Below are 19,887 nucleotides of genomic sequence, written 5' to 3' on the forward strand. Positions count from 1 at the left end.
GGAAGGCCGAGTTTTCGCATGCATGATACAGACCTGACCAAAGCACTCGCGCCCGTTGCAAATGCTCTGCTGAAAGCGGCGCGCGCCGCTGGCGCAGATGCCGCCGATGCAGTTGCCATTGAGGGGCGCTCGATTTCGATTGATGTGCGCAAGGGCGGGTTGGAGCAGGCCGAACGGGCTGAGGGGCTGGATATAGGACTGCGCGTTTTTGTCGGGCAGCGTCAGGCGTGCATTTCATCGTCAGATACCCGACCCGAAACATTGGAAGCGATGGCCGCCCGCGCAGTTGCGATGGCGCGCGAAGCGCCCGAAGACCCCTATGCCGGTCTGGCAGAGACAGCTCAGCTTGCCATGCTGCGCTCTGCCGAAGGGTTGGAGTTGTTCGATCCCGCGCCAGAGCCAGACCCCGCAACCCTGCAAGAAGACGCGCGCCGCGCCGAAGCGGCGGCAGAAGCGGTCAAGGGGGTGTCTCAGGTGCAATCGGCCTCTGCCGCTTACGGGTCGCAAGCCATCTGGTTGGCCGCCACAAACGGGTTTCAGGGCGGCTATGGGCGCAGCTCGCGCCATACGTCTTGTGTCGCAATCAGCGGCGAGGGCACAGGCATGGAGCGCGACTGGTGCGGCGAAGGGCGCATTTTTCAGGCTGATCTGCCCGCGCCAGAAGAGATTGGCCAACTGGCCGCCGAGCGTGCAGTGGCGCGGCACGGTGCGCGCAGACCCAAAACCGGCACCTACCCAGTTCTGTATGACGAACGCATTGCCTCCAGCCTGATCGGGCATTTGCTGGGCGCGATAAACGGTAGCGCCATCACGCGCGGGTCAAGCTGGCTGCGTGACGCGATGGGCGAGCAGGTCTTGCCCAAGGGCATGACCCTACGCGAAGACCCGGTGCGCGTGCGCCGCTCTGGCTCTCGCCCGTTCGATGCGGAAGGGCTGCAAAGCCGCGTCAAGGATCTGGTGTCCGATGGTATCTTGCAATCTTGGGTGCTGGATCTGGCAACCGCGCGCAAATTGGGAATGGAGAGCACTGCCAACGCTGTGCGCGGCACCTCTGCGCCGCCATCCCCCTCGACCTCGAACCTGATCCTGACGCAGGGTGACAAATCCCGCGAAGAACTGATCGCCGAGATGGGCACGGGGCTGTTGGTAACCTCGCTTATCGGATCGACTATCAATTCCACCACGGGCGACTATTCGCGCGGGGCCAGTGGGTTCTGGATCGAAAACGGGCAGATCGCCTATCCTGTCAATGAATGCACGATTGCTGGCAATCTGCGCGAAATTCTGGGCCGGATCATCCCTGCCAATGACGCGCGCGACCATCTGTCCAGTGTCGTCCCCTCATTGCTGGTCGAAGGGATGACCCTTGCGGGAGAGTGACGATCTGACCCTACTTGTTGCAGCAGCCCATGCCGCAGGCGAAATCGCAAAGCGTCATTTCGGCGAGGGGCCAAAATCTTGGGACAAGGGCGCGGGCCAAGGTCCGGTGTCAGAGGCGGATCTGGAAATCGACGCGATGCTGCGCGACATGCTGCTGGCGGCGCGGCCCGACTACGGGTGGTTGTCTGAAGAAAGCACGGATGATCCGGCGCGCCTGCATTGTGCGCGCGTCTTTATTGTAGATCCCATTGATGGAACCCGCTCCTTTCTCGACGGGCAAACGGGCTTTGCCCATGCGCTGGCGATTGTCGAGGACGGGCGGCCCATCGCTGCGGTGGTACATCTGCCGATGATGGGCCTTACCTATGCGGCTGCGCGCGGCAAAGGCGCTTTTCTTGGCGGTCAGAGGTTGCGCGTGACAGATCGCGCCACACCGACCGGCGCGGAAATGCTGGTGACGCGCCCGCAGATGAACCCGGCCAATTGGCCCGGCGGTGTGCCTGCGATTGAGCGCCATTTCCGCCCCTCACTAGCGTGGCGGCTGGCCTTGGTGGCAGAGGGCAGGTTCGATGGCATGCTAAGCTTGCGATCCACATGGCACTGGGACATTGCCGCAGGCGTGTTGCTGATTGAAGAAGCGGGCGGCGTTGTGACCACAGGGGCAGGTGATGAAGTGCTGTTCAACACTGAAAAACCTGCGGCCGACGGCGTCATCGCTGCCGGACCCGCGTTGCATGCGGGGCTGATGCAGCATCGGCTTGGGGGCTGATCTGACGCCCATCACACAAGTTTTCCCTCCTCCCTCGGCGGAAATTGGCGTAACACTGGCGTCGGTATGAACAGCTTAAAGGGATGCCGCGATGATGACACCTGTGTTTCTGCGCAATTTCGGCGCGTGTCTGCGCATGTCGGATGATGCGGCATTCTGTTGTCAAAAGGGCTGAAGGGTCTCTATGGCATCTTCCATGATTGATCAGATTTTCCGTCTGTCGCGCGTACCCAGCCAGTCTGCCCCACTCGCGTTGGAGCGGTTGACCGACCCGCTGGTCTGGATGCACAGCGATGATGTGCGCAATGCACAGGTGTTGACTGCGCTATCCGAGACATTGCTGCAACGCGCTCCGGGTTTCAGTGTCTTGCTAACCCACCCTGAGGGGGCAGAGCGCCCGCCCGACCTGCCGGGCCGCGTTTGTATGGCCGTGCTTGCCGATGATCCGGCTATGGTGAATTGGCTTTTGGCGCGTCAGAAACCTGCGGCCGTGCTGATTGCAGCCCAAGATATTCCCGCTGGCATGGTCAGCGCGCTGGGGCGTGCCTATGTCCCCGTCATCATTGCCGAAGCGGACACGCCTAAGTTTTTGTCGCGCTGGGGGCGCATGCCGGGGTTTGGGCGGTCGGTTCTGCCGCATATCGCAACTGTCTGTTTGCCCAATGCCGCAGCGCGCGCGCCGTGGCGTGACGCGGGCGTTCCCGATGCTGCGTTGATCGCATGTGGCCGCCTGTCGGCAACCCCTGTGGCCCTAGGGTGCAACGAATCCGAGCGCGAGGAGTTGGCCGAGAATTTTCGCCACCGGACAGTGTGGCTGGCCGCAGGTGTGCCCGAGCGCGAAGAAGACGCGGTCCTTGCCGCACATCGGGAAGCGCTGCGCGAAAGTCACCGCCTTGCGCTGATCCTGCACCCTGCCGACCCTATGCGAGGCCCGGTTCTGCGCGATGCTTTTGCAAAGCAGTTCATCACGGCGCTGCGCTCGGATGACGATCAGATCACCCCTGAAACGCAGGTGTATATCGCCGATACCGAAGGCGAGCGCGGCTTGTGGTATCGTTTGGCGGTCGCCTGTTTTCTGGGCGGCTCGCTTGGCGGCGAGGGCGCGCAGTACAGCCCGATGGAGGCCGCAGGTCTGGGCTGCGCAATCGTGCATGGGCGTATGTTCGGGCGCTTTTCCGAACCGTTCGATCTGCTGCGCGAGGCCCGCGCGACCCGTATGATCCAGAGCGCCGATGCACTGGGTTCCGCCATTTGTACCGCGTTGCGGCCTGAACAGGCCGCCGATCAGGCCCACCGCGCGTGGAAAGTCATCTCTGGCGGGTCAGAGGCGACAGAGACTGTGATCGGTGCTGTGCTTGCTGCCGCTACGCGCGCCGAGGCGAGTTAATGCGCGCACCTGCCTTCTGGTTCACCCCGTCCCACCGCCCCGCCTTGCGCGCGCGCCTGCTGGCACCATTGGCCGCACTCTATGCACAGGCAACCGCACGCCGCGTGGCCAAAGCGCCAGATTATCGCCCGCCCATTCCGGTTATATGTGTGGGCAACCTGAATGCAGGCGGCACTGGCAAGACCCCGACCGTGATTGCACTGGTGCAGATGCTCGATGCGATGGGGCACAACCCGCATGTCATCTCGCGCGGGTATGGGGGGCGGCTGTCGGGGCCTGTTCGTGTTGTCGAGCGTACACACACTTCCACAGATGTCGGCGATGAGCCGTTGTTGATGGCGGCCTTCGCGCCTGTCTGGGTGGCACAGGACCGCGCAGCAGGCGCGCGCGATGCAGTGTCCGCAGGGGCGGGGGTTCTGGTCATGGATGACGGGTTTCAGAACCCGACACTGGCCAAGGATCTGTCGCTGATTGTGGTGGATGCCGCGATTGGCTTTGGCAATGGCCGCGTGCTGCCTGCCGGCCCTTTGCGCGAACCCGTCGCGCATGGGCTGGCACGGGCGGACATGATTGTCAGCATCGGTGCGCCCGAGATGCAGCGCCGCTTTGATCTGAACGCCGATTTGAAAGGGTTGCCCATCCTGCGCGGGCAATTGCGCCCGTTGCAAATGGGGATGAGTTGGCAAGGACTGCGCGTGCTGGCCTTTGCCGGAATTGGCCGGCCTGAGAAATTCTTTGCCACCTTGCGCGCCGAAGGGGCCGAATTGCTGCGCGCCGAGGCGCTGAGTGATCACCAGCCCCTGACAGACGCGCTGATGGCCCGACTGGAGTTGGAAGCCAAGGCGCTGGGTGCGCAACTGGTTACGACCGAGAAAGACGCTGTGCGATTGCCCGCGAAGTTTCGGATGAAGGTGCTGACACTGCCGGTCCGGTTGGAGTTTGAAGACCCCGAACCGCTGCGGGCGCGGCTGGCTGCGCTGATGACCCAGCCATAGTTGACTAGGCGACCGGCGTTACTGCACCTCACCGATCCGCGCGCCGAGCCGCAGCGCATGTGCGGGGTCTGTCGCCACAGAGGGCAGGACCGGATCATAGGCCGCACGGATCAATGCGCCAATCTCGGGGCGCAAAATCGTCGTCTCGCCCGCCACGGCCAGCGCCGAGCGGTCGGTAAAGGCAGTGTCGGACCACAGCAAAATCACCTGCACGGCCTGCGACAAGGCCAGTGTTTCGGCGGGCACCTGTGACAGCGCGTCATCCATACGGATAAAGACGAACGCCGCCCGGATCGCATTATCCGCGTCAAATCGGAACACCCGGTATTGGTTGGCATCGGCGGCATGCAGGCGCGCAACCAAGGGCGCAAGCCCCTCAATCAGCCGGTCAAGATTGGGCACGTCTAGCAGCTCGGACCAGTCCCGACAGAAAAACACCATCAGATTGGCACCCAGTTCGGGGTCGGTTTCGGCCATCTTGTGATTTGCCAAAGTCACGACCGCCTCGATCGCACCTTTGACTGTTGAGAGAGTGGCATCATCCACCCCAAAGACGACCGGAACAATCGGTCGCCCCCAGCGCGCACAGAGATACTGGCCGTCCGAGCGGGTGAAAAGCTGTTCAATATCTGATGTCTGCATGGGGCCCGTCCTTTCGCGCCACGCCATAGGCCGGAACAGCGCGCCGCGCAAGCTGTCGCAGATGCGTCACAATCGCGTGACAGACGAAAGAAAGTTGCGTATAGGCGAAAAAGGGATTGCGGATGCGGGAAATTTTAGTGGCCTTCAGAATAATTCTTCTGTTTTTTATCATCGGGTTGCCACTGTCGGCACAGGCGCAATTGCGTGCGCAGGATGGGCTGGCGGCACTTGACGCAGGCGATACAAAGGCCGCGCGCGCGATCTGGACACCGCTGGCGGAACGTGGCGATGTTTTGGCACAGTATAATCTGGCGGTTTTGCTGGCAACGGATGCGGGCGATCAGGCCGATTTGGAACAGGCACAGCACTGGTTTGAAGCGGCCGCGCAGCAAACGCATCTTGGCGCGCAACTGGCCCTCGCGGATATGTCGGCAGAGCAAGATGACTGGCAGTCGGCGAAGTATTGGTATGAAGCGGCGGCCAAGGCTGGCGCGGTGCGTGCGCAATTTGCACTTGGCAAGATACTGGAGCGCGGCTTGGGCACAGCGCCTGACCCGCAACAAGCGATACGCTGGTATCAGGCCGCCGCCGACCAAGGGCATAGGGCGGCACAATTCGCCCTTGGCGCAGCACTGGCCGAGCAGGGGCAGGATGACGCTGCCGCAGACTGGTTTGAAGCAGCCGCCGATCAGGGCCATGTTGAGGCGCGGCATAATTTGGCCCTTGCCCTTGCGCGTGGCCTTGGCCCCCAAGATGGTATGGTTGCCGCCCTTCCCCGAGAGGCATCAAAGTGCCAACATGAGTGGTGTATACGCCACAGAAATGGAGAAGGACGGCGGGATGTATGATACAATGATCGGGGTAGATTTGGCAAAGCGAGTTTTTCATCTGCACGTCGCGTCGATGACAGGGCATGTGAGAGATCGCAAGAAGCTGACGCCATTGCAGTTTCGGCGCTACATGGCGGACGCGCCGAATTGCGTTGTGGTCTTTGAAGCCTGTGGGAGCGCGCATTACTGGGCGCGGCAAATGATGGAGCTGGGCCACGAGGCGCGGATCATCCCAGCGCAGTACGTAAAGCCGTTTGTAAAACGCCATAAAAATGACCGGAATGACGCAGAGGCGATCGTGGTGGCGGCGCAGCGTCCCGAGATGCACTTCACGACGGTGAAGAGTGAACAGCAGCAGGCACGCGCGGTCGTATTTCGGGCGCGCGAACGACTTGTAAATCAGCGCACTGAGCTGGTGAACGCTTTGCGCTCAACGCTCTATGAATACGGGCACACATTCCCTGTGGGATTTGGCCATGTGAAACGGATCGCCGAACTTGTGGAGGCACCCGATTGCGACCTACCCGCCCTTGTCGTGACGGAGTGTCAGGACTTGGTGGCGCAAATTGCTGAGAAGACAGAACGCATCACAGCGAAGGACAAGCTGATCAAGCAACTCGCAAAAGAAAGCGCTGTGGCGCGGCGCCTGCAAACGATGCCGGGTGTGGGGCCGATGACTGCATTGGCGGTTGAGGCTTTCGCACCGGATATGGAGCAATTCTCCTGCGGACGGGACTTTGCGGCCTGGCTGGGATTGGTGCCGTTGCAAAAATCGACCGGTGGCAAGAGCCGTTTGGGTAAGCTGTCCAAGATGGGCCAGGTCGATATCCGACGTTTGCTGATCATCGGGGCGATGTCGCGGATCATCGGGCGGGCGCGTCATACGATTCCAGATGACAGCTGGCTTGGCAGGAAAGTGGCCATGAAGCCGAAGATGCTGGTTGGCATTTCGCTGGCGAACAAGATGGCCCGCCAGATCTGGGCGATGCTGACGAAGAATGAGGATTACAGAGATCCGGCGCTGGTGGGCGCGGCATGACAGCCATGTCGTAACCTGCAAGCGTCGGTGCCAAGGGGAGTGTGAGAGTGCTATGACCTGAATGGGCGCAACGATCGAATAGATCTGGATTGGGAAAACCATAGTTGAACTTTGCGCCAAAAGCGCTTCCCCAAGATTTGGACCCTATCCGCTGATCACCATACCGGCCGCGGCTTCCGGAAACGCCGCTCAGAACAGGCCTGAAAGAAGCACGCAATCGATCACACGCACTGAAACGGTCAAAAGACTCTTGCATCACGGGCGGCAACCAAAGAAGTTTAACACTTATGAGCGTTAAGTGTTTGATTTTCTTGAAACGGGGCTTCAAGAAATGACACAACAGATCAGGCTGGCTGCTTCGGCAGCTCTATGTTCAGCGTCCGGAACAGGTCCAGCTGTTCAGGCTCAGGGCGGGTTATTCCGTGATATGCATTCGCACCCACATGGACAGTATGCTTCTGAATCCTGCCCAGTGATTTCAGCAGCCGTGATGGCGACACAGGGCTTTGCGCGGCCCTCAGGCGCATTCGGAGAATGCGGTAGAGAACAAGGGCGAGGAAGCATACAAGGGCGTGGGCGCGGATGCGATCAGGTAGGCGGTGATAAACCGGTGCGATTTCGATTTCGGATTTAAGCACACGAAACCCCCGCTCAATATCAGCGAGTGAACGATAGCGATGGACGACCTCTTCGGGTGTCATATCCGACAGGCTGGTGACCAGAAGGAGCTTTCCATCCAACCGTTCCGCCTGTTCAAGAGCCTCTTCGTCCACGGAATAGGTGAAACTGGGGCTGCCAAGATCGGTCTTGATGAACCGGGTCATCTGTTTTTCCAACAGCGCCTTGTGGAAGCGCTGATAGGCGCCGCGGTCGGAACTACGCCGTCCCCGGCCATTCTCACCGGCATCTTGCGCGTCGAGCTTTCTGGCCAAGGCGTCACCAAGAGCATCAAGCTCAGCGATGATGCTCTGCCGCGCTGCTGTCTGTTCTGCTGCGCGGGCGGCATTATGCGCGATCACCAGGCGACGCTCTTCCCAGAGGGTTTCGGTGATGACATCCTGATCAACCGGGCCATCAGCGCTGTCCAATGCAGGCTGCACCTCGCGCAGGATTTCTGCAAAGGCCGAATATCTGCGGGCTGGGACCGCCAGAATGTAATCCACGCACACGCCTTGTGCGCGGCCCAGTTCTTCCAGGGCGGCAACATTGTCGAGGCTCAGCAGCCCCCGATCTGCCACGATAACAATCCGCCTCAACGCAAAGCGCTTTTGCAGCCGTTGCAGGATCGGGACTAGCGTTCTGGTCTCGGCCACATTGCCCTCGAAGACCTCATGCGCAATCGGCAGGCCTTCGGCAGTCTGGATAACACCCAAGGCAAACTGACGGCCGATCCCATGGATATCCTTGCTTTGCCCATAGGCGCGCAGGTCATCCTCCAGCTGCGCAGTCCCATGGATGCGAACAGAAGTCACATCATAGAAGACGACGCTCAGGTCCTTATCCAGCAAGGGATGCAGCTGGTTCGCGACCGCCTGCTCCACCGCGTCCTTGTTCTCTTCGAGCGCATCCATGGCGCGCATGTGCTGCATGTGATGAACAGCTTCAGGATCAATGCCGGGCATGCTTGTCTCTGCGCGGAGCCATTCGACAACGCCGATCTCGCTGGTGGGGTCGATCAACCGGTTGAAAACCATCGCCCGCACCAGAGCTTCTGCGTCGAACTGACGGCGTGAGGAGCGCAGGGCGCGGCGCAATGCATCTGACAATCCCAGCTCATGCCAGAGCTGATGGAGCACCCAGACATCCCCAAATGTCTTGGAGCTGTCGAATTTCGGAGGCTCGGGCAGCATTTCTGGTCGGCCTGCCGCGCGCTGAAGGCCGTGGATCAGCGCCGACAGATTTTTCTCGCCCATCTTGTCCAGCCGGCCCAGATTGGCGATGACCTTTTGCTTCACACGCCCTGCCTCGTCGCGGTAGCCCTCGACGATTTGCAGGTAGCTGCGGTTGCCTGATTTTGATACGCGCACATACATGACACGACGATACCGTTATTTTAGCTATCTATCAATAATCAATATTACCATCGCGTGACACAACAACGCTTAAGAGAATTTGCCCCTCCAACCCAAAGGAATTCAACACCTTAGCCCTCAAAATCGGCCAGAATCCCGGCCAAAAGTGTTAAACTTCTTTGGTTGCCGCCCGTGATGCAAGAGTCTTTTGACCGTTTCAGTGCGTGTGATCGATTGCGTGCTTCTTTCAGGCCTGTTCTGAGCGGCGTTTCCGGAAGCCGCGGCCGGTATGGTGATCAGCGGATAGGGTCCAAATCTTGGGGAAGCGCTTTTGGCGCAAAGTTCAACTATGGTTTTCCCAATCCAGATCTATTCGATCGTTGCGCCCATTCAGGTCATAGCACTCTCACACTCCCCTTGGCACCGACGCTTGCAGGTTACGACATGGCTGTCATGCCGCGCCCACCAGCGCCGGATCTCTGTAATCCTCATTCTTCGTCAGCATCGCCCAGATCTGGCGGGCCATCTTGTTCGCCAGCGAAATGCCAACCAGCATCTTCGGCTTCATGGCCACTTTCCTGCCAAGCCAGCTGTCATCTGGAATCGTATGACGCGCCCGCCCGATGATCCGCGACATCGCCCCGATGATCAGCAAACGTCGGATATCGACCTGGCCCATCTTGGACAGCTTACCCAAACGGCTCTTGCCACCGGTCGATTTTTGCAACGGCACCAATCCCAGCCAGGCCGCAAAGTCCCGTCCGCAGGAGAATTGCTCCATATCCGGTGCGAAAGCCTCAACCGCCAATGCAGTCATCGGCCCCACACCCGGCATCGTTTGCAGGCGCCGCGCCACAGCGCTTTCTTTTGCGAGTTGCTTGATCAGCTTGTCCTTCGCTGTGATGCGTTCTGTCTTCTCAGCAATTTGCGCCACCAAGTCCTGACACTCCGTCACGACAAGGGCGGGTAGGTCGCAATCGGGTGCCTCCAACAGTTCGGCGATCCGTTTCACATGGCCAAATCCCACAGGGAATGTGTGCCCGTATTCATAGAGCGTTGAGCGCAAAGCGTTCACCAGCTCAGTGCGCTGATTTACAAGTCGTTCGCGCGCCCGAAATACGACCGCGCGTGCCTGCTGCTGTTCACTCTTCACCGTCGTGAAGTGCATCTCGGGACGCTGCGCCGCCACCACGATCGCCTCTGCGTCATTCCGGTCATTTTTATGGCGTTTTACAAACGGCTTTACGTACTGCGCTGGGATGATCCGCGCCTCGTGGCCCAGCTCCATCATTTGCCGCGCCCAGTAATGCGCGCTCCCACAGGCTTCAAAGACCACAACGCAATTCGGCGCGTCCGCCATGTAGCGCCGAAACTGCAATGGCGTCAGCTTCTTGCGATCTCTCACATGCCCTGTCATCGACGCGACGTGCAGATGAAAAACTCGCTTTGCCAAATCTACCCCGATCATTGTATCATACATCCCGCCGTCCTTCTCCATTTCTGTGGCGTATACACCACTCATGTTGGCACTTTGATGCCTCTCGGGGAAGGGCGGCAACCATACCATCTTGGGTTGGCCGCCCTCAGGACGCAGCGGCCGCGCGGCGTCACTATCTGCGCGCGGTCGCAGCGGGCTATGCGCCCTCAACCTACAATCTGGCGCTGATGCAGGCACAGGGGCGCGGCGGGGTGCAGAATTTCCGCAAGGCACTGGCACTGGCGATGATGGCGCAATCCTTGGGGCATGGCCCCGCCGAACACCTTATCGACGCATTGCGCGAGGTGATGCCAGCAGATGCGATTGCACAGGCCGAGGGGCTGGTTGCGCAATGCGAAACCAACCCCGATCTGTGCGGCTGAGGGACACCCCCCAGCCGCATAAGGCGGTTTAGCTTGCCGCCTTCAGTTGCAACCTGCGGGCATGTAGCACCGGCTCGGTATAGCCCGAAGGCTGCGCGCGCCCCTTGAACACCAGATCACAGGCGGCCTGAAAGGCGATGCTGTCAAATGCGGGTGCCATTGGGCGATAGGCCGGATCATCTGCATTCTGGCGGTCCACGACTTCGGCCATGCGCCGCATTGCATCCATGGCTTCGGCCTCTGATACCACACCGTGATGCAGCCAGTTGGCAATGTGCTGGCTGGAAATGCGACAGGTGGCGCGGTCTTCCATCAAGCCCACATCATTGATGTCGGGCACTTTGGAACAGCCCACCCCCTGATCGATCCAGCGAACGACATAGCCCAGAATACCTTGCGCGTTGTTCTCGACCTCGCGCAGGATCTGGTCGCGGCCCCATTTGCGGAACGACGCAAGCGGTATGTCCAGCAGCGCCTCGACATGGGCGCGCCGCCCGCCTTTTGCCAGCTTTTCCTGCACTTTGCGCACATCGACCTGATGGTAATGCAGCGCATGCAATGTGGCGGCGGTGGGCGAGGGTACCCATGCCGTTGACGCACCCGATTTCGGATGCTCGATTTTCGTCTCGAGCATCGCGGCCATCTGGTCTGGCATGGCCCACATGCCCTTGCCGATCTGTGCGCGTCCCATCAGCCCGCATTCAAGGCCGATATCGACATTGCGGTCCTCATAGGCCTTGATCCAGCCTTTGCGCTTGATGAAATCCTTGCGCGAAAACGGGCCTGCTTCCATGCTGGTGTGAATTTCATCGCCGGTACGGTCCAGAAAACCCGTGTTGATAAAGGCGACGCGGGTGCGCGCGGCATGGATGCATTGCTGCAAATTCACAGTTGTGCGGCGTTCTTCATCCATGACGCCAATCTTGATTGTATTCGGTGCCAGTCCCAGCACCTGTTCGACGCGGGCGAAAATTTCGTCAGCGAAGGCGACTTCATCGGGGCCGTGCATCTTCGGCTTTACGATATAGATGGACCCTTCGGCAGAGTTGCGCGGGCCGCTTTGCTTGCGCAGATCATGCATCGCGCAAAGCGCTGTGACCATGGCATCCATCATCCCCTCAAACACCTCATTCCCGTCTTGATCGAGGATTGCGGGGTTGGTCATCAGGTGGCCGACATTGCGCACCCAAAGCAGCGCGCGCCCCTTGAGGGTCTTGGCACTGCCATCGGGGGCAGTAATCTCGACATCGGGGTTCAGGCGGCGGGTGACGGTCTTGCCGCCCTTTTCCAAATCGGCGCTTAGATCACCGCGCATCAACCCCAGCCAGTTGGAATAGGCCTGCACCTTGTCTTCGGCATCGACACAGGCGACGGAATCTTCGCAATCCATGATTGCCGACAGTGCAGATTCGGCGCGCACATCGGCCATACAGGCCTGATCGCGCCCGCCAATCAGATGCGCGCGGTTGAAGACCAGTTCAATATGCAGCCCGTTATTGACAAGGAACACCGAGTCAGGCGCGCGCGGATCACCGCGATAGCCAGCGAATTTTGCAGGGTCTTCAAGCGGTTTGCCATCAACCAGCAGCGCGCCGCCCTTGACGTGATATAGCCGCGCATCTGCATGGCTGTGCCCCGCAAGCGGAAAGGATGCATCCAGAAACACCCGAACCCGCGCTACGACACGCGCGCCGCGCCCTTGTTCATAGCCGCCTTTGGGGGGCATGTTGCCCATCGCATCGGTGCCATAAAGCGCATCATACAGGCTGCCCCAGCGTGCGTTCGCGGCGTTCAGCGCATAGCGCGCATTGGTGATCGGCACCACAAGCTGCGCGCCGGAAATCTGAGCAATCTCGGGGTCGACATTGGTTGTTTCAATCTGAAAAGGGGCCACCTCGGGCAACAGATAGCCAATCTCTTCCAGAAATGACCTATAGCCCTCGCGGTCATGAACCTGATTGCGCTGCGCGATATGCCACTGGTCGATCTGCTGTTGCAGATCGGCACGTTTGTCCAGCAAAGCCCGGTTCTTGGGGCTCAGATCATGGACGAGGGCCGAAAAACCCTGCCAGAATTGTGCCGCGTCCAGCCCGGTACCAGCCAAGGCCTGGTCTTCGATAAACGCACAAAGTACCTCACTTACCTTCAGGTGGCCGCGTTCTATCATCTTGTTCATGCCTGGTCCTTATTTTTTGATCGCGTCGTGTCGGATTTGTACACAAAGGTGTACAGTATTGCCTTGTAGCGCCGCGACAAGGGCAAAGAAAGATGGGTTTTCAAGAAAAACCTTCAAGATTATGCAATAAAGCGCGGCGCTCTGCAAAGGGGGCTTGATGCGCTGGCTTGGTTCAATAGCCGCGCGCGGGGTCCACCTTGTGCAGTAACTCCGCCCCCGCCTCGACCCGCGTAATGTTTTCGGCAATGACCTGCGAGGCAGATTTGGCGCGTGTGGTGGCGGCGATATGCGGCGTGATCGTGACATTCGGATGCGCCCAGAACGGATGCTCCGCGGGCAAAGGTTCGACCCGGAATACATCCAGTGTTGCTTGCGCGATCTGGCCGGTGTTGAGGGCGGCCAGAAGTGCCTCATCCTCAATCAATGCGCCGCGTCCGGGGTTTATGATCCGCGTGCCAGTGCGCATCTGCGCGAAAGCTGCCGCATTCAGGATGTTTTCGGTCTGGGGGGTGTGGGGCAGCAAAGTGACAAGGATATCTGCGCGGCGCAGCAGGGTCTTGAACCCGTCTGCCCCGTGATGGCACGTCACATCCTGCACCGATTTCGGGCGCGATGACCACCCTTCGACGGCAAAGCCAAGTGCCGCCAATGCGCTGGCACAAGCGCGCCCCAATTCGCCCAAGCCCAATATGCCGACCACCCGTTCCGGGGCCAGTGGCGGCTCATCCTGCACCCACGCGCCGGGGGTGGCATTGATATGGGCATCCATTCCCAGATGGTAGCGCAACACATGACCGCAGACATATTCGACCATCCCGCGTGTCAGCGCCGGGTCGACCATACGTGCCAAGGGTTGCGTCAGGGTCGGGTTGCCCACGATCTTCTCAACCCCGGCCCATAGATTGAGCACCGCCTTGCAGCGCGTGTAGGGCGTGAAATCGCGCAAGGTGCTGGCGGGCGAATAGATGATATAGTCGACAGCTTCCGGCGCGGCCTCGGTCACAAGGTCGATCTTAAGATCGTGTTGCGCGAAGGCCTGTGTCAGCGGCGCGCGGTATTCTGCGAAAGCCGCGTCGCCCGCAGCGAACAGGACGGTCAGCGTCATGATGGCAACCTCGGGCGATGAATATGGGCGGATTGCACCAACCCGAACCCGACCATGATCACGATCAGCGCAGACCCCCCATAAGACACCAGCGGCAAGGGCACACCGACAACGGGCGCAAGCCCCATCACCATGGCCATATTGACGGCAAAATACAAAAAGAACGTGCCCACAACACCCATCACCACCAACGCGCCAAAGCGATTGGTCGTGCGCATCGCAGTCAGCAGGCACACCGCAATCACCGCCATGTATAGAATGAGCAGCGACGATGCTCCGACAAAACCGAACTCCTCGGCGAGCGTGGTAAAGATGAAATCGGTATGCTTTTCAGGCAAGAAGTTCAGGCGTGCCTGTGTGCCTTCCATAAAACCGCGCCCCGACCAGCCGCCGGACCCCAGTGCGATCATCGACTGGTTGATGTGATAGCCCGCGCCCAAAGGGTCCAGTGTGGGGTCCATGAACGCATCAATGCGGCGATATTGATAATCCTTTAGGATTTGCCACTCGGTGCCCCGCGATGACATGACCGTCGCAACCAGCGCGAAGCCGCTGCCGATCAGGGCAGCAAAATACCCCCAATGCACCCCGGCGGCAAAGATTACGACACCGCCGCCGACTGCCAGCAACATTGCCGTGCCCAAATCTGGCTGGCGCAGCGTCAAAAGTGCCGGGACCAAGGCAATCAGGGCGGCCAGCAGCACCCAGAACGGATGCGAGACTTTCTTGAGGTCGAGCCAGTCAAAATAGGCGGCAAGCGCCATGATCGTCGTGATCTTGGCCAGTTCCGAGGGTTGCAGCCGGAAGGGGCCAAGCTCTAGCCAGCGTTTTGCGCCCATACCGATCGTGCCGAAGAACTCGACCCCGAACAACAGCAACACCGATATGGCATAGGCCACCCCCGCGATGGACCGCCAGAACCATAGCGGCACAAAGGCCACAAGGAACATGATCCCCAGCCCAAGGGCAAAGCGCTTCATCTGCGGGTCGGCCCAAGGGAACCAACTGCCACCGGCGATGGAATACAGCATCAGAACGCCGTAACAGCCCACCGCAATCAGCAGCGCGACCAAAGGCCAGTTCAGATACAGAACCTTGGCAAGCCCCGCAGGCATCCGCTTGGTGTTGTATTCAAGATAGCTCATGCGCGACTGATCCGCATGTCTTCGGGTTTGCGCAAGCGCTCTTGCATTTCCTGTTGCTCGGAATGAATGCGGTTGCGTTGCGGGGCAGGGTAGGCGGAAAGCGGTGGCACACCGCCATTCAACGCGGCCAGCATGATGTCGCGCCCGATCGGGGCTGCCGTTGACGATCCGCCGCCCCCATGTTCGACCACGATGGAAACCGCAATACGCGGTGCCTCGACCGGGGCGTAATTGACAAACAGCGCGTGGTTGCGCCGGTTCCAAGGCAGATCTTCTTGCCTGCGCACCCCCGCGTCGCGTTCGGCGCGCGTGATCGAGAACACCTGACTGGTGCCGGTCTTGCCTGCCATCACCTGATCATCCGCGACCACGCGCGAAGAATAGGCCGTGCCGCGCCGGTCATTGACAGTCTCGCTCATCCCGCGCCGGATCAGGCGCAGCCATTCGGGGCGCAGGTCAAGGCTTGCGGCCTCGGGCAGCGCGCTCTCTGCGGGGTCGCGCATCAACCGAGGCAGAATGGCTTTGTTTGACGCCAGACGTGCAGTCATGACAGCAAGCTGCAACGGCGTTGTCAGCACAAAACCCTGCCCGATCGAGGCATTGACTGTGTCCCCGATACGCCATTCGGAATTGCGGTTGTTGCGTTTCCATTCGCGCGTGGGGTTCAGCCCGCTCGCCACGGATGTGATGGGTAGATCATAGCGTATGCCCAGACCAAGCCGCGTCGACATCTCGTTGATCTTGTCGATGCCGCACCGTTGCGCCATTTCATACATGTAGACGTCGCAGCTTTCCGACAGCGCCGAGACAAGGTTCACGCGGCCATGCCCGCCACGTTTCCAGCAATGGAAACGATTGCCCGACACATCCATATGACCGGGGCAGAACACGCGCTCTTGCCCATCGGTGACGCCTGCGTCCAGCGCGGCCAGTGCTGTGACCATCTTGAAGGTTGAACCGGGCGGATACATGCCCTGCACGGTTTTATTCACCAAGGGCCGGTATTCATTGTCCAGCAACCCACGAAAATCGGTGGTGGAGATTCCGCGTACGAACAGATTGGGGTCAAAGCTGGGCCCAGAGGCCAGCGCCAGAATATCGCCGCTTTCGATGTCCATAACGACCGCCGCCGCACTGTGCCCGTGCAACCGCTCCAGCGCATAGTTTTGCAGGCGTGCATCCAGCGTCAGATGCACATTTCCGCCCGGCGTGCCCTCAACCCTGTCCAACTCGCGCATGACGCGGCCGACCGAGTTTACTTCCACACGTTGCGAGCCCGCGCGCCCGCGTAGCCGGTCTTCGGCCATCCGCTCGACCCCGCTTTTGCCGATCTGAAAGCGCGGGATCATCAAGACCGGATCAGGCGCTTCGAGCGCTTCAAGGTCGCGTTCTGATACAGGGCCGACATACCCCACCACATGCGCTGTGTCCTCGCGCAGCGGATAGTTCCGCGACAGGCCCATTTCCGGCGTGACACCGGGCAAAGCCGGCGCGTTCGAGGCAACGCGACTGATTTCTTCCCAACTCAGTCGCTCTGCCACAGTGACCGGCACGAATGGCCGGTTGCGCAACATGTCGCGACGCGCACGTTCAATGTCTTCTTCGCTTAGCGGGATCAGGCGGGCAAGTCGGGCCAGCACAAGATCAATATCGCCTGCGTCATCGCGCTTGATGACGACGCGGTAATTCTGTTCATTCCCGGCCAGCATCACGCCATTGCGATCCACGATCAGGCCGCGCGTAGGCGGCAGCAGGCGCAGGTTGATGCGGTTCTCTTCGGCCAGCAGGTGATACTGCTCTGACTGGTTCAGTTGCATGTCCCGCAACCGCCAGAACAGCGTGCCCGCCACCCCGACTTGCAAGCCCCCCAAAAGCAGTCCACGGCGACTGATGACACGCCTGCTTAAGTCCTGTTCGCGTTCCGAGCGTTTCACAATCTCTGCCCCAAAGAATCTACTTCGCCCGTTGCTGGTTTGCGCAGCCCGAAAATGAAATGCGACACTGCGACCACAACAGGGTAGGCCGCCACCGTGCCCAGAAACTGCACAAAGCTCAAGCCAAGTGGGGCTTGTGGCATCATCACAATCGCGAGCATTGCGCGGTTGGCCAAAAACATTGTCAGCATCAGCCCGATCACAAGCAGAAATTCCAGCCAGAACCCGTAGCCGCGCAATTGCTCGGTTCTGGTGCGCAGGTATTCGCTTCCCAGCAGGACAATCAGCGCCCACAGCCCCGGCGGGCGCAGCAAAAGAATATCTTCAATAAAGAAATATCCGACGATGATCGGCGCAGGCAGCATGTCGGGGCGTCTGACCACCCAAGCAAGCGTCAGACATAACAGGAAATCGGGCGCGGGCAGGCTTCCAAGGGTGAAGCCGATGCTTGATCCGGGAATCGCATCCTGCCCGGCCAGGTCATGTGAAATGCCGTAACTGCCCAAGGGCAACAGCCGGTAGAATGTCATCAGCGCGGCAAGCCCCAGAAACAAGGACACATAGAGCAGCCGCTGGGTCTGGCGCCGTTCAACCATCGCCGGCATCGCTTTGCAGGGGCGGGATCAAAGTGTCCGGCTCTTCAAGCTCCAAGGGATTTAATTCCAATTGGTCGGGTGCGATAAGATCGCCTGTGTCGACAATCCGCTCCATCGGGCGCGAACGCAGAACGCGCAGAAATTCCAGACGTCCGAAATCCGCAGAAATACGGACCCGCAATCTGCGATCACTTGTTGCCACCACTTCGCCCACAAGAATGCCCGCAGGAAAAACACCGCCATCATCGGAACTGATTACCCTGTCGCCAGGGCGCAGGTCGTCGGGGGATTCGATGAATTCCAGGATTGGAAAGGCCGAGTTGTCGCCAATCAGCATTGCGCGCTGGCCAGAGGGTTGAATAACCACCGGAACAGCGCTGGCCGTATCTGTTAGCAACACAACCCGCGACGTGCGTTGTCCGACCCCCGCAATGCGCCCCGCCAGCCCCAGCCCATCCATCACCGCCCAGCCGTCCCGCACCCCATCGCGCGCGCCGACATTCAGCAACACAGACTTGCGGAAGGGAGAGCCGCTATCAGCCATCACAACGCCTGTCACATGCGTCAATTGCGGATCAAGCCGCACTTGATTGAGGTCCAGCAATTGTGCGTTGCGTTGCTCCAGTTGCAGCGCCGCCTCGCGCCATGCGCGCATTTGTTGCAATTCGCGCCGCAATTCCTGATTTTGCTCGATGATCCGCGCATAGGAGCGGAAATTTTCGGCCAGTGCCACGCCGCGCGCAACAGGGCGCATCGCCCAGTCAAATGACGGGACGACACGGTCAATGACGGCCATGCGGAACTGCTCAACCCGTGGGCTGTCAATGCGCCATACGATAAAGATCAGCAGCATCAACGTCGCCAGCAACCCGATCAGGATGCGCCGAACCGGGCGGATAAAATCCTGATCCTGTCTGCGATCTTCTGCCACGCGCTACACCCTGTGACGCGCCCCGTCAGCTGTCATAATCAATGGCGTGACGAAGCTGTTTTTCATATTCAAGCGCCTTGCCAGTGCCGATGGCGACGCAATTCAGCGCCTCATCTGCAACCGATATGGACAAGCCAGTCTGCTCGCGCAGCGCCAGATCCAACTCGCCCAGCAATGCGCCGCCGCCTGTCAGCATGACACCGCGGTCCACGATATCGGCGGCCAGATCGGGCGGCGTTGTTTCCAGCGCGATCATCACCGCCTCGCAGATTGTGGTCACGGTTTCGGACAGGGCCTCTGCGACTTGCGCCTGTGTGATCTCGGCTTCTTTTGGCACACCGTTCAGCAGGTCACGCCCGCGCACCAGCATGGATTTTCCGCGCCCGTCATCGGGCATGCGTGCCGTGCCAATGGCGCATTTGATCTTTTCGGCGGTTGATTCGCCGATCAGCAGGTTCTGGTTGCGACGCAAAAAGCTGACAATCGCCTCGTCCATGCGGTCGCCACCCACCCGCACCGAACGGGCATAGACGATATCACCCAAGGACAGCACCGCCACTTCCGTGGTGCCGCCGCCAATATCCACCACCATAGAGCCGGTCGGGTCAGTGATGGGCATACCGGCACCGATTGCCGCTGCAATGGGTTCGGAAATCAGCCCCGCACGCCGCGCGCCTGCCGACAACACAGACTGACGGATCGCGCGCTTTTCAACAGGTGTGGCGCCGTAGGGCACGCAAACAATCACTTTTGGCTTTGAAAACACTGTGTTGCGATGCACTTTACGGATGAAATGCTTGATCATTTCTTCGGCGACATCGAAATCGGCAATCACGCCGTCGCGCATCGGGCGGATCGCCTCTATGCTGCCGGGGGTTCTGCCCAGCATCAATTTCGCGTCTTCGCCCACAGCCAACACGGCCTTGCGCCCGTCTTTGGAATGATAGGCCACCACCGAGGGCTCGTTCAATATGATCCCGCGTCCTTTTACATAGACCAGCGTATTCGCCGTACCAAGATCAATCGCCATGTCTGACGAGAACAGACTGGGGAAGAATTTCATGCGGATATCCCGTCGTTCATGCT

The 19,887-nt window shown here is 59.9% G+C and carries 17 protein-coding genes; 7 read left to right on the forward strand and 10 right to left on the reverse strand.

The window, feature by feature from the left end; genetic code table 11:
• Nucleotides 1-18: 18 nt before the first annotated feature.
• The 4 genes from BD293_RS06395 to lpxK all read left to right on the forward strand — a co-directional run bounded on the left by BD293_RS06395 (nucleotide 19) and on the right by lpxK (nucleotide 4,531).
• Nucleotides 19-1,380: a TldD/PmbA family protein gene (locus BD293_RS06395; protein ID WP_425467919.1), complete on the forward strand. Its 1,362-nt coding sequence runs from the start codon at nucleotides 19-21 to the stop codon at nucleotides 1,378-1,380.
• Nucleotides 1,367-2,149, forward strand: a complete 783-nt coding sequence (locus tag BD293_RS06400) for an inositol monophosphatase family protein (RefSeq protein WP_142080366.1) — start codon at nucleotides 1,367-1,369, stop codon at nucleotides 2,147-2,149. The genes BD293_RS06395 and BD293_RS06400 overlap by 14 nt, the downstream gene beginning before the upstream one ends.
• A gap of 184 nt (nucleotides 2,150-2,333) precedes the next feature.
• Nucleotides 2,334-3,536 carry a 3-deoxy-D-manno-octulosonic acid transferase gene (locus tag BD293_RS06405; protein WP_142080367.1) on the forward strand — a complete coding sequence of 401 codons (1,203 nt, stop codon included), beginning with the start codon at nucleotides 2,334-2,336 and terminating at the stop codon, nucleotides 3,534-3,536.
• The gene (lpxK, locus tag BD293_RS06410) at nucleotides 3,536-4,531 is read left to right on the forward strand and encodes a tetraacyldisaccharide 4'-kinase (protein WP_142080368.1); all 996 of its coding nucleotides are present in this window, start codon (nucleotides 3,536-3,538) and stop codon (nucleotides 4,529-4,531) included. Before BD293_RS06405 ends, lpxK begins: the two co-directional genes overlap by 1 nt.
• Before the next feature lie 18 nt (nucleotides 4,532-4,549).
• Here lpxK and BD293_RS06415 read toward each other — a convergent pair whose 3' ends face one another.
• A complete protein-coding gene (locus BD293_RS06415; protein WP_142080369.1) occupies nucleotides 4,550-5,173 on the reverse strand; it encodes a hypothetical protein in 624 nt (207 codons plus the stop codon).
• Between the two features lie 137 nt (nucleotides 5,174-5,310).
• Between BD293_RS06415 and BD293_RS06420 the strand changes: the two genes are divergently transcribed.
• Both BD293_RS06420 and BD293_RS06425 read left to right on the forward strand, forming a co-directional pair.
• Nucleotides 5,311-6,021 carry a tetratricopeptide repeat protein gene (locus tag BD293_RS06420; RefSeq protein WP_170207079.1) on the forward strand — a complete coding sequence of 237 codons (711 nt, stop codon included), beginning with the start codon at nucleotides 5,311-5,313 and terminating at the stop codon, nucleotides 6,019-6,021.
• Nucleotides 6,014-7,042 carry an IS110 family RNA-guided transposase gene (locus BD293_RS06425; RefSeq protein WP_142080371.1) on the forward strand — a complete coding sequence of 343 codons (1,029 nt, stop codon included), beginning with the start codon at nucleotides 6,014-6,016 and terminating at the stop codon, nucleotides 7,040-7,042. The genes BD293_RS06420 and BD293_RS06425 overlap by 8 nt, the downstream gene beginning before the upstream one ends.
• A gap of 344 nt (nucleotides 7,043-7,386) precedes the next feature.
• Here the strand turns inward: BD293_RS06425 and BD293_RS06430 are convergent, their stop codons facing one another.
• Both BD293_RS06430 and BD293_RS06435 read right to left on the reverse strand, forming a co-directional pair.
• Entirely contained in the window at nucleotides 7,387-9,075 is a 1,689-nt protein-coding gene (locus BD293_RS06430; RefSeq protein WP_142080372.1) for an IS1634 family transposase, read from the reverse strand.
• Nucleotides 9,076-9,505: 430 nt separating this feature from the next.
• A complete protein-coding gene (locus BD293_RS06435) occupies nucleotides 9,506-10,534 on the reverse strand; it encodes an IS110 family RNA-guided transposase (RefSeq protein ID WP_142080373.1) in 1,029 nt (342 codons plus the stop codon).
• A gap of 185 nt (nucleotides 10,535-10,719) precedes the next feature.
• Here BD293_RS06435 and BD293_RS06440 point away from each other — a divergent pair, with 185 nt between their 5' ends.
• Nucleotides 10,720-10,914 (forward strand): hypothetical protein, encoded by a 195-nt coding sequence (locus BD293_RS06440; protein WP_142080374.1) that lies wholly within the window; start codon nucleotides 10,720-10,722, stop codon nucleotides 10,912-10,914.
• 28 nt (nucleotides 10,915-10,942) lie between these two features.
• On the opposite strand, the gene BD293_RS06445 is transcribed toward BD293_RS06440, so the two are convergent.
• The 7 genes from BD293_RS06445 to BD293_RS06475 all read right to left on the reverse strand — a co-directional run bounded on the left by BD293_RS06445 (nucleotide 10,943) and on the right by BD293_RS06475 (nucleotide 19,864).
• On the reverse strand, nucleotides 10,943-13,090 hold the full coding sequence (locus tag BD293_RS06445) for a malate synthase G (protein WP_142080375.1): 2,148 nt from the start codon (nucleotides 13,088-13,090) through the stop codon (nucleotides 10,943-10,945).
• Nucleotides 13,091-13,262: 172 nt separating this feature from the next.
• Nucleotides 13,263-14,195 carry a 2-hydroxyacid dehydrogenase gene (locus BD293_RS06450; RefSeq protein ID WP_142080376.1) on the reverse strand — a complete coding sequence of 311 codons (933 nt, stop codon included), beginning with the start codon at nucleotides 14,193-14,195 and terminating at the stop codon, nucleotides 13,263-13,265.
• Nucleotides 14,192-15,340, reverse strand: coding sequence for a rod shape-determining protein RodA (gene rodA / locus BD293_RS06455; protein ID WP_142080377.1), 1,149 nt, complete (start codon nucleotides 15,338-15,340; stop codon nucleotides 14,192-14,194). Before rodA ends, BD293_RS06450 begins: the two co-directional genes overlap by 4 nt.
• Nucleotides 15,337-17,274, reverse strand: coding sequence for a penicillin-binding protein 2 (gene mrdA / locus BD293_RS06460; protein ID WP_142080378.1), 1,938 nt, complete (start codon nucleotides 17,272-17,274; stop codon nucleotides 15,337-15,339). Before mrdA ends, rodA begins: the two co-directional genes overlap by 4 nt.
• Nucleotides 17,271-17,870, reverse strand: coding sequence for a rod shape-determining protein MreD (locus BD293_RS06465; RefSeq protein WP_142080379.1), 600 nt, complete (start codon nucleotides 17,868-17,870; stop codon nucleotides 17,271-17,273). Before BD293_RS06465 ends, mrdA begins: the two co-directional genes overlap by 4 nt.
• Nucleotides 17,863-18,801 carry a rod shape-determining protein MreC gene (mreC, locus tag BD293_RS06470; RefSeq protein ID WP_142080380.1) on the reverse strand — a complete coding sequence of 313 codons (939 nt, stop codon included), beginning with the start codon at nucleotides 18,799-18,801 and terminating at the stop codon, nucleotides 17,863-17,865. The genes BD293_RS06465 and mreC overlap by 8 nt, the downstream gene beginning before the upstream one ends.
• A 25-nt stretch (nucleotides 18,802-18,826) precedes the next feature.
• The gene (locus tag BD293_RS06475) at nucleotides 18,827-19,864 is read right to left on the reverse strand and encodes a rod shape-determining protein (RefSeq protein WP_142080381.1); all 1,038 of its coding nucleotides are present in this window, start codon (nucleotides 19,862-19,864) and stop codon (nucleotides 18,827-18,829) included.
• Nucleotides 19,865-19,887: the final 23 nt, after the last annotated feature.

The sequence above is a fragment of the Roseinatronobacter monicus genome, assembly GCF_006716865.1.
In the GTDB taxonomy this organism is placed as follows: domain Bacteria; phylum Pseudomonadota; class Alphaproteobacteria; order Rhodobacterales; family Rhodobacteraceae; genus Roseinatronobacter; species Roseinatronobacter monicus.

Bases quoted from the DNA above. Each gene is read 5' to 3' on its own strand.
- BD293_RS06395 (WP_425467919.1), top strand. From the start codon at position 19: ATGCATGATACAGACCTGACCAAAGCACTCGCGCCCGTTGCAAATGCT.
- BD293_RS06405 (WP_142080367.1), top strand. From the start codon at position 2,334: ATGGCATCTTCCATGATTGATCAGATTTTCCGTCTGTCGCGCGTACCC.
- lpxK (WP_142080368.1), top strand. From the start codon at position 3,536: ATGCGCGCACCTGCCTTCTGGTTCACCCCGTCCCACCGCCCCGCCTTG.
- BD293_RS06415 (WP_142080369.1), bottom strand. From the start codon at position 5,173: ATGCAGACATCAGATATTGAACAGCTTTTCACCCGCTCGGACGGCCAG.
- BD293_RS06425 (WP_142080371.1), top strand. From the start codon at position 6,014: ATGTATGATACAATGATCGGGGTAGATTTGGCAAAGCGAGTTTTTCAT.
- BD293_RS06430 (WP_142080372.1), bottom strand. From the start codon at position 9,075: ATGTATGTGCGCGTATCAAAATCAGGCAACCGCAGCTACCTGCAAATC.
- BD293_RS06435 (WP_142080373.1), bottom strand. From the start codon at position 10,534: ATGTATGATACAATGATCGGGGTAGATTTGGCAAAGCGAGTTTTTCAT.
- BD293_RS06440 (WP_142080374.1), top strand. From the start codon at position 10,720: ATGCAGGCACAGGGGCGCGGCGGGGTGCAGAATTTCCGCAAGGCACTG.
- BD293_RS06445 (WP_142080375.1), bottom strand. From the start codon at position 13,090: ATGAACAAGATGATAGAACGCGGCCACCTGAAGGTAAGTGAGGTACTT.
- BD293_RS06450 (WP_142080376.1), bottom strand. From the start codon at position 14,195: ATGACGCTGACCGTCCTGTTCGCTGCGGGCGACGCGGCTTTCGCAGAA.
- rodA (WP_142080377.1), bottom strand. From the start codon at position 15,340: ATGAGCTATCTTGAATACAACACCAAGCGGATGCCTGCGGGGCTTGCC.
- BD293_RS06465 (WP_142080379.1), bottom strand. From the start codon at position 17,870: ATGGTTGAACGGCGCCAGACCCAGCGGCTGCTCTATGTGTCCTTGTTT.
- BD293_RS06475 (WP_142080381.1), bottom strand. From the start codon at position 19,864: ATGAAATTCTTCCCCAGTCTGTTCTCGTCAGACATGGCGATTGATCTT.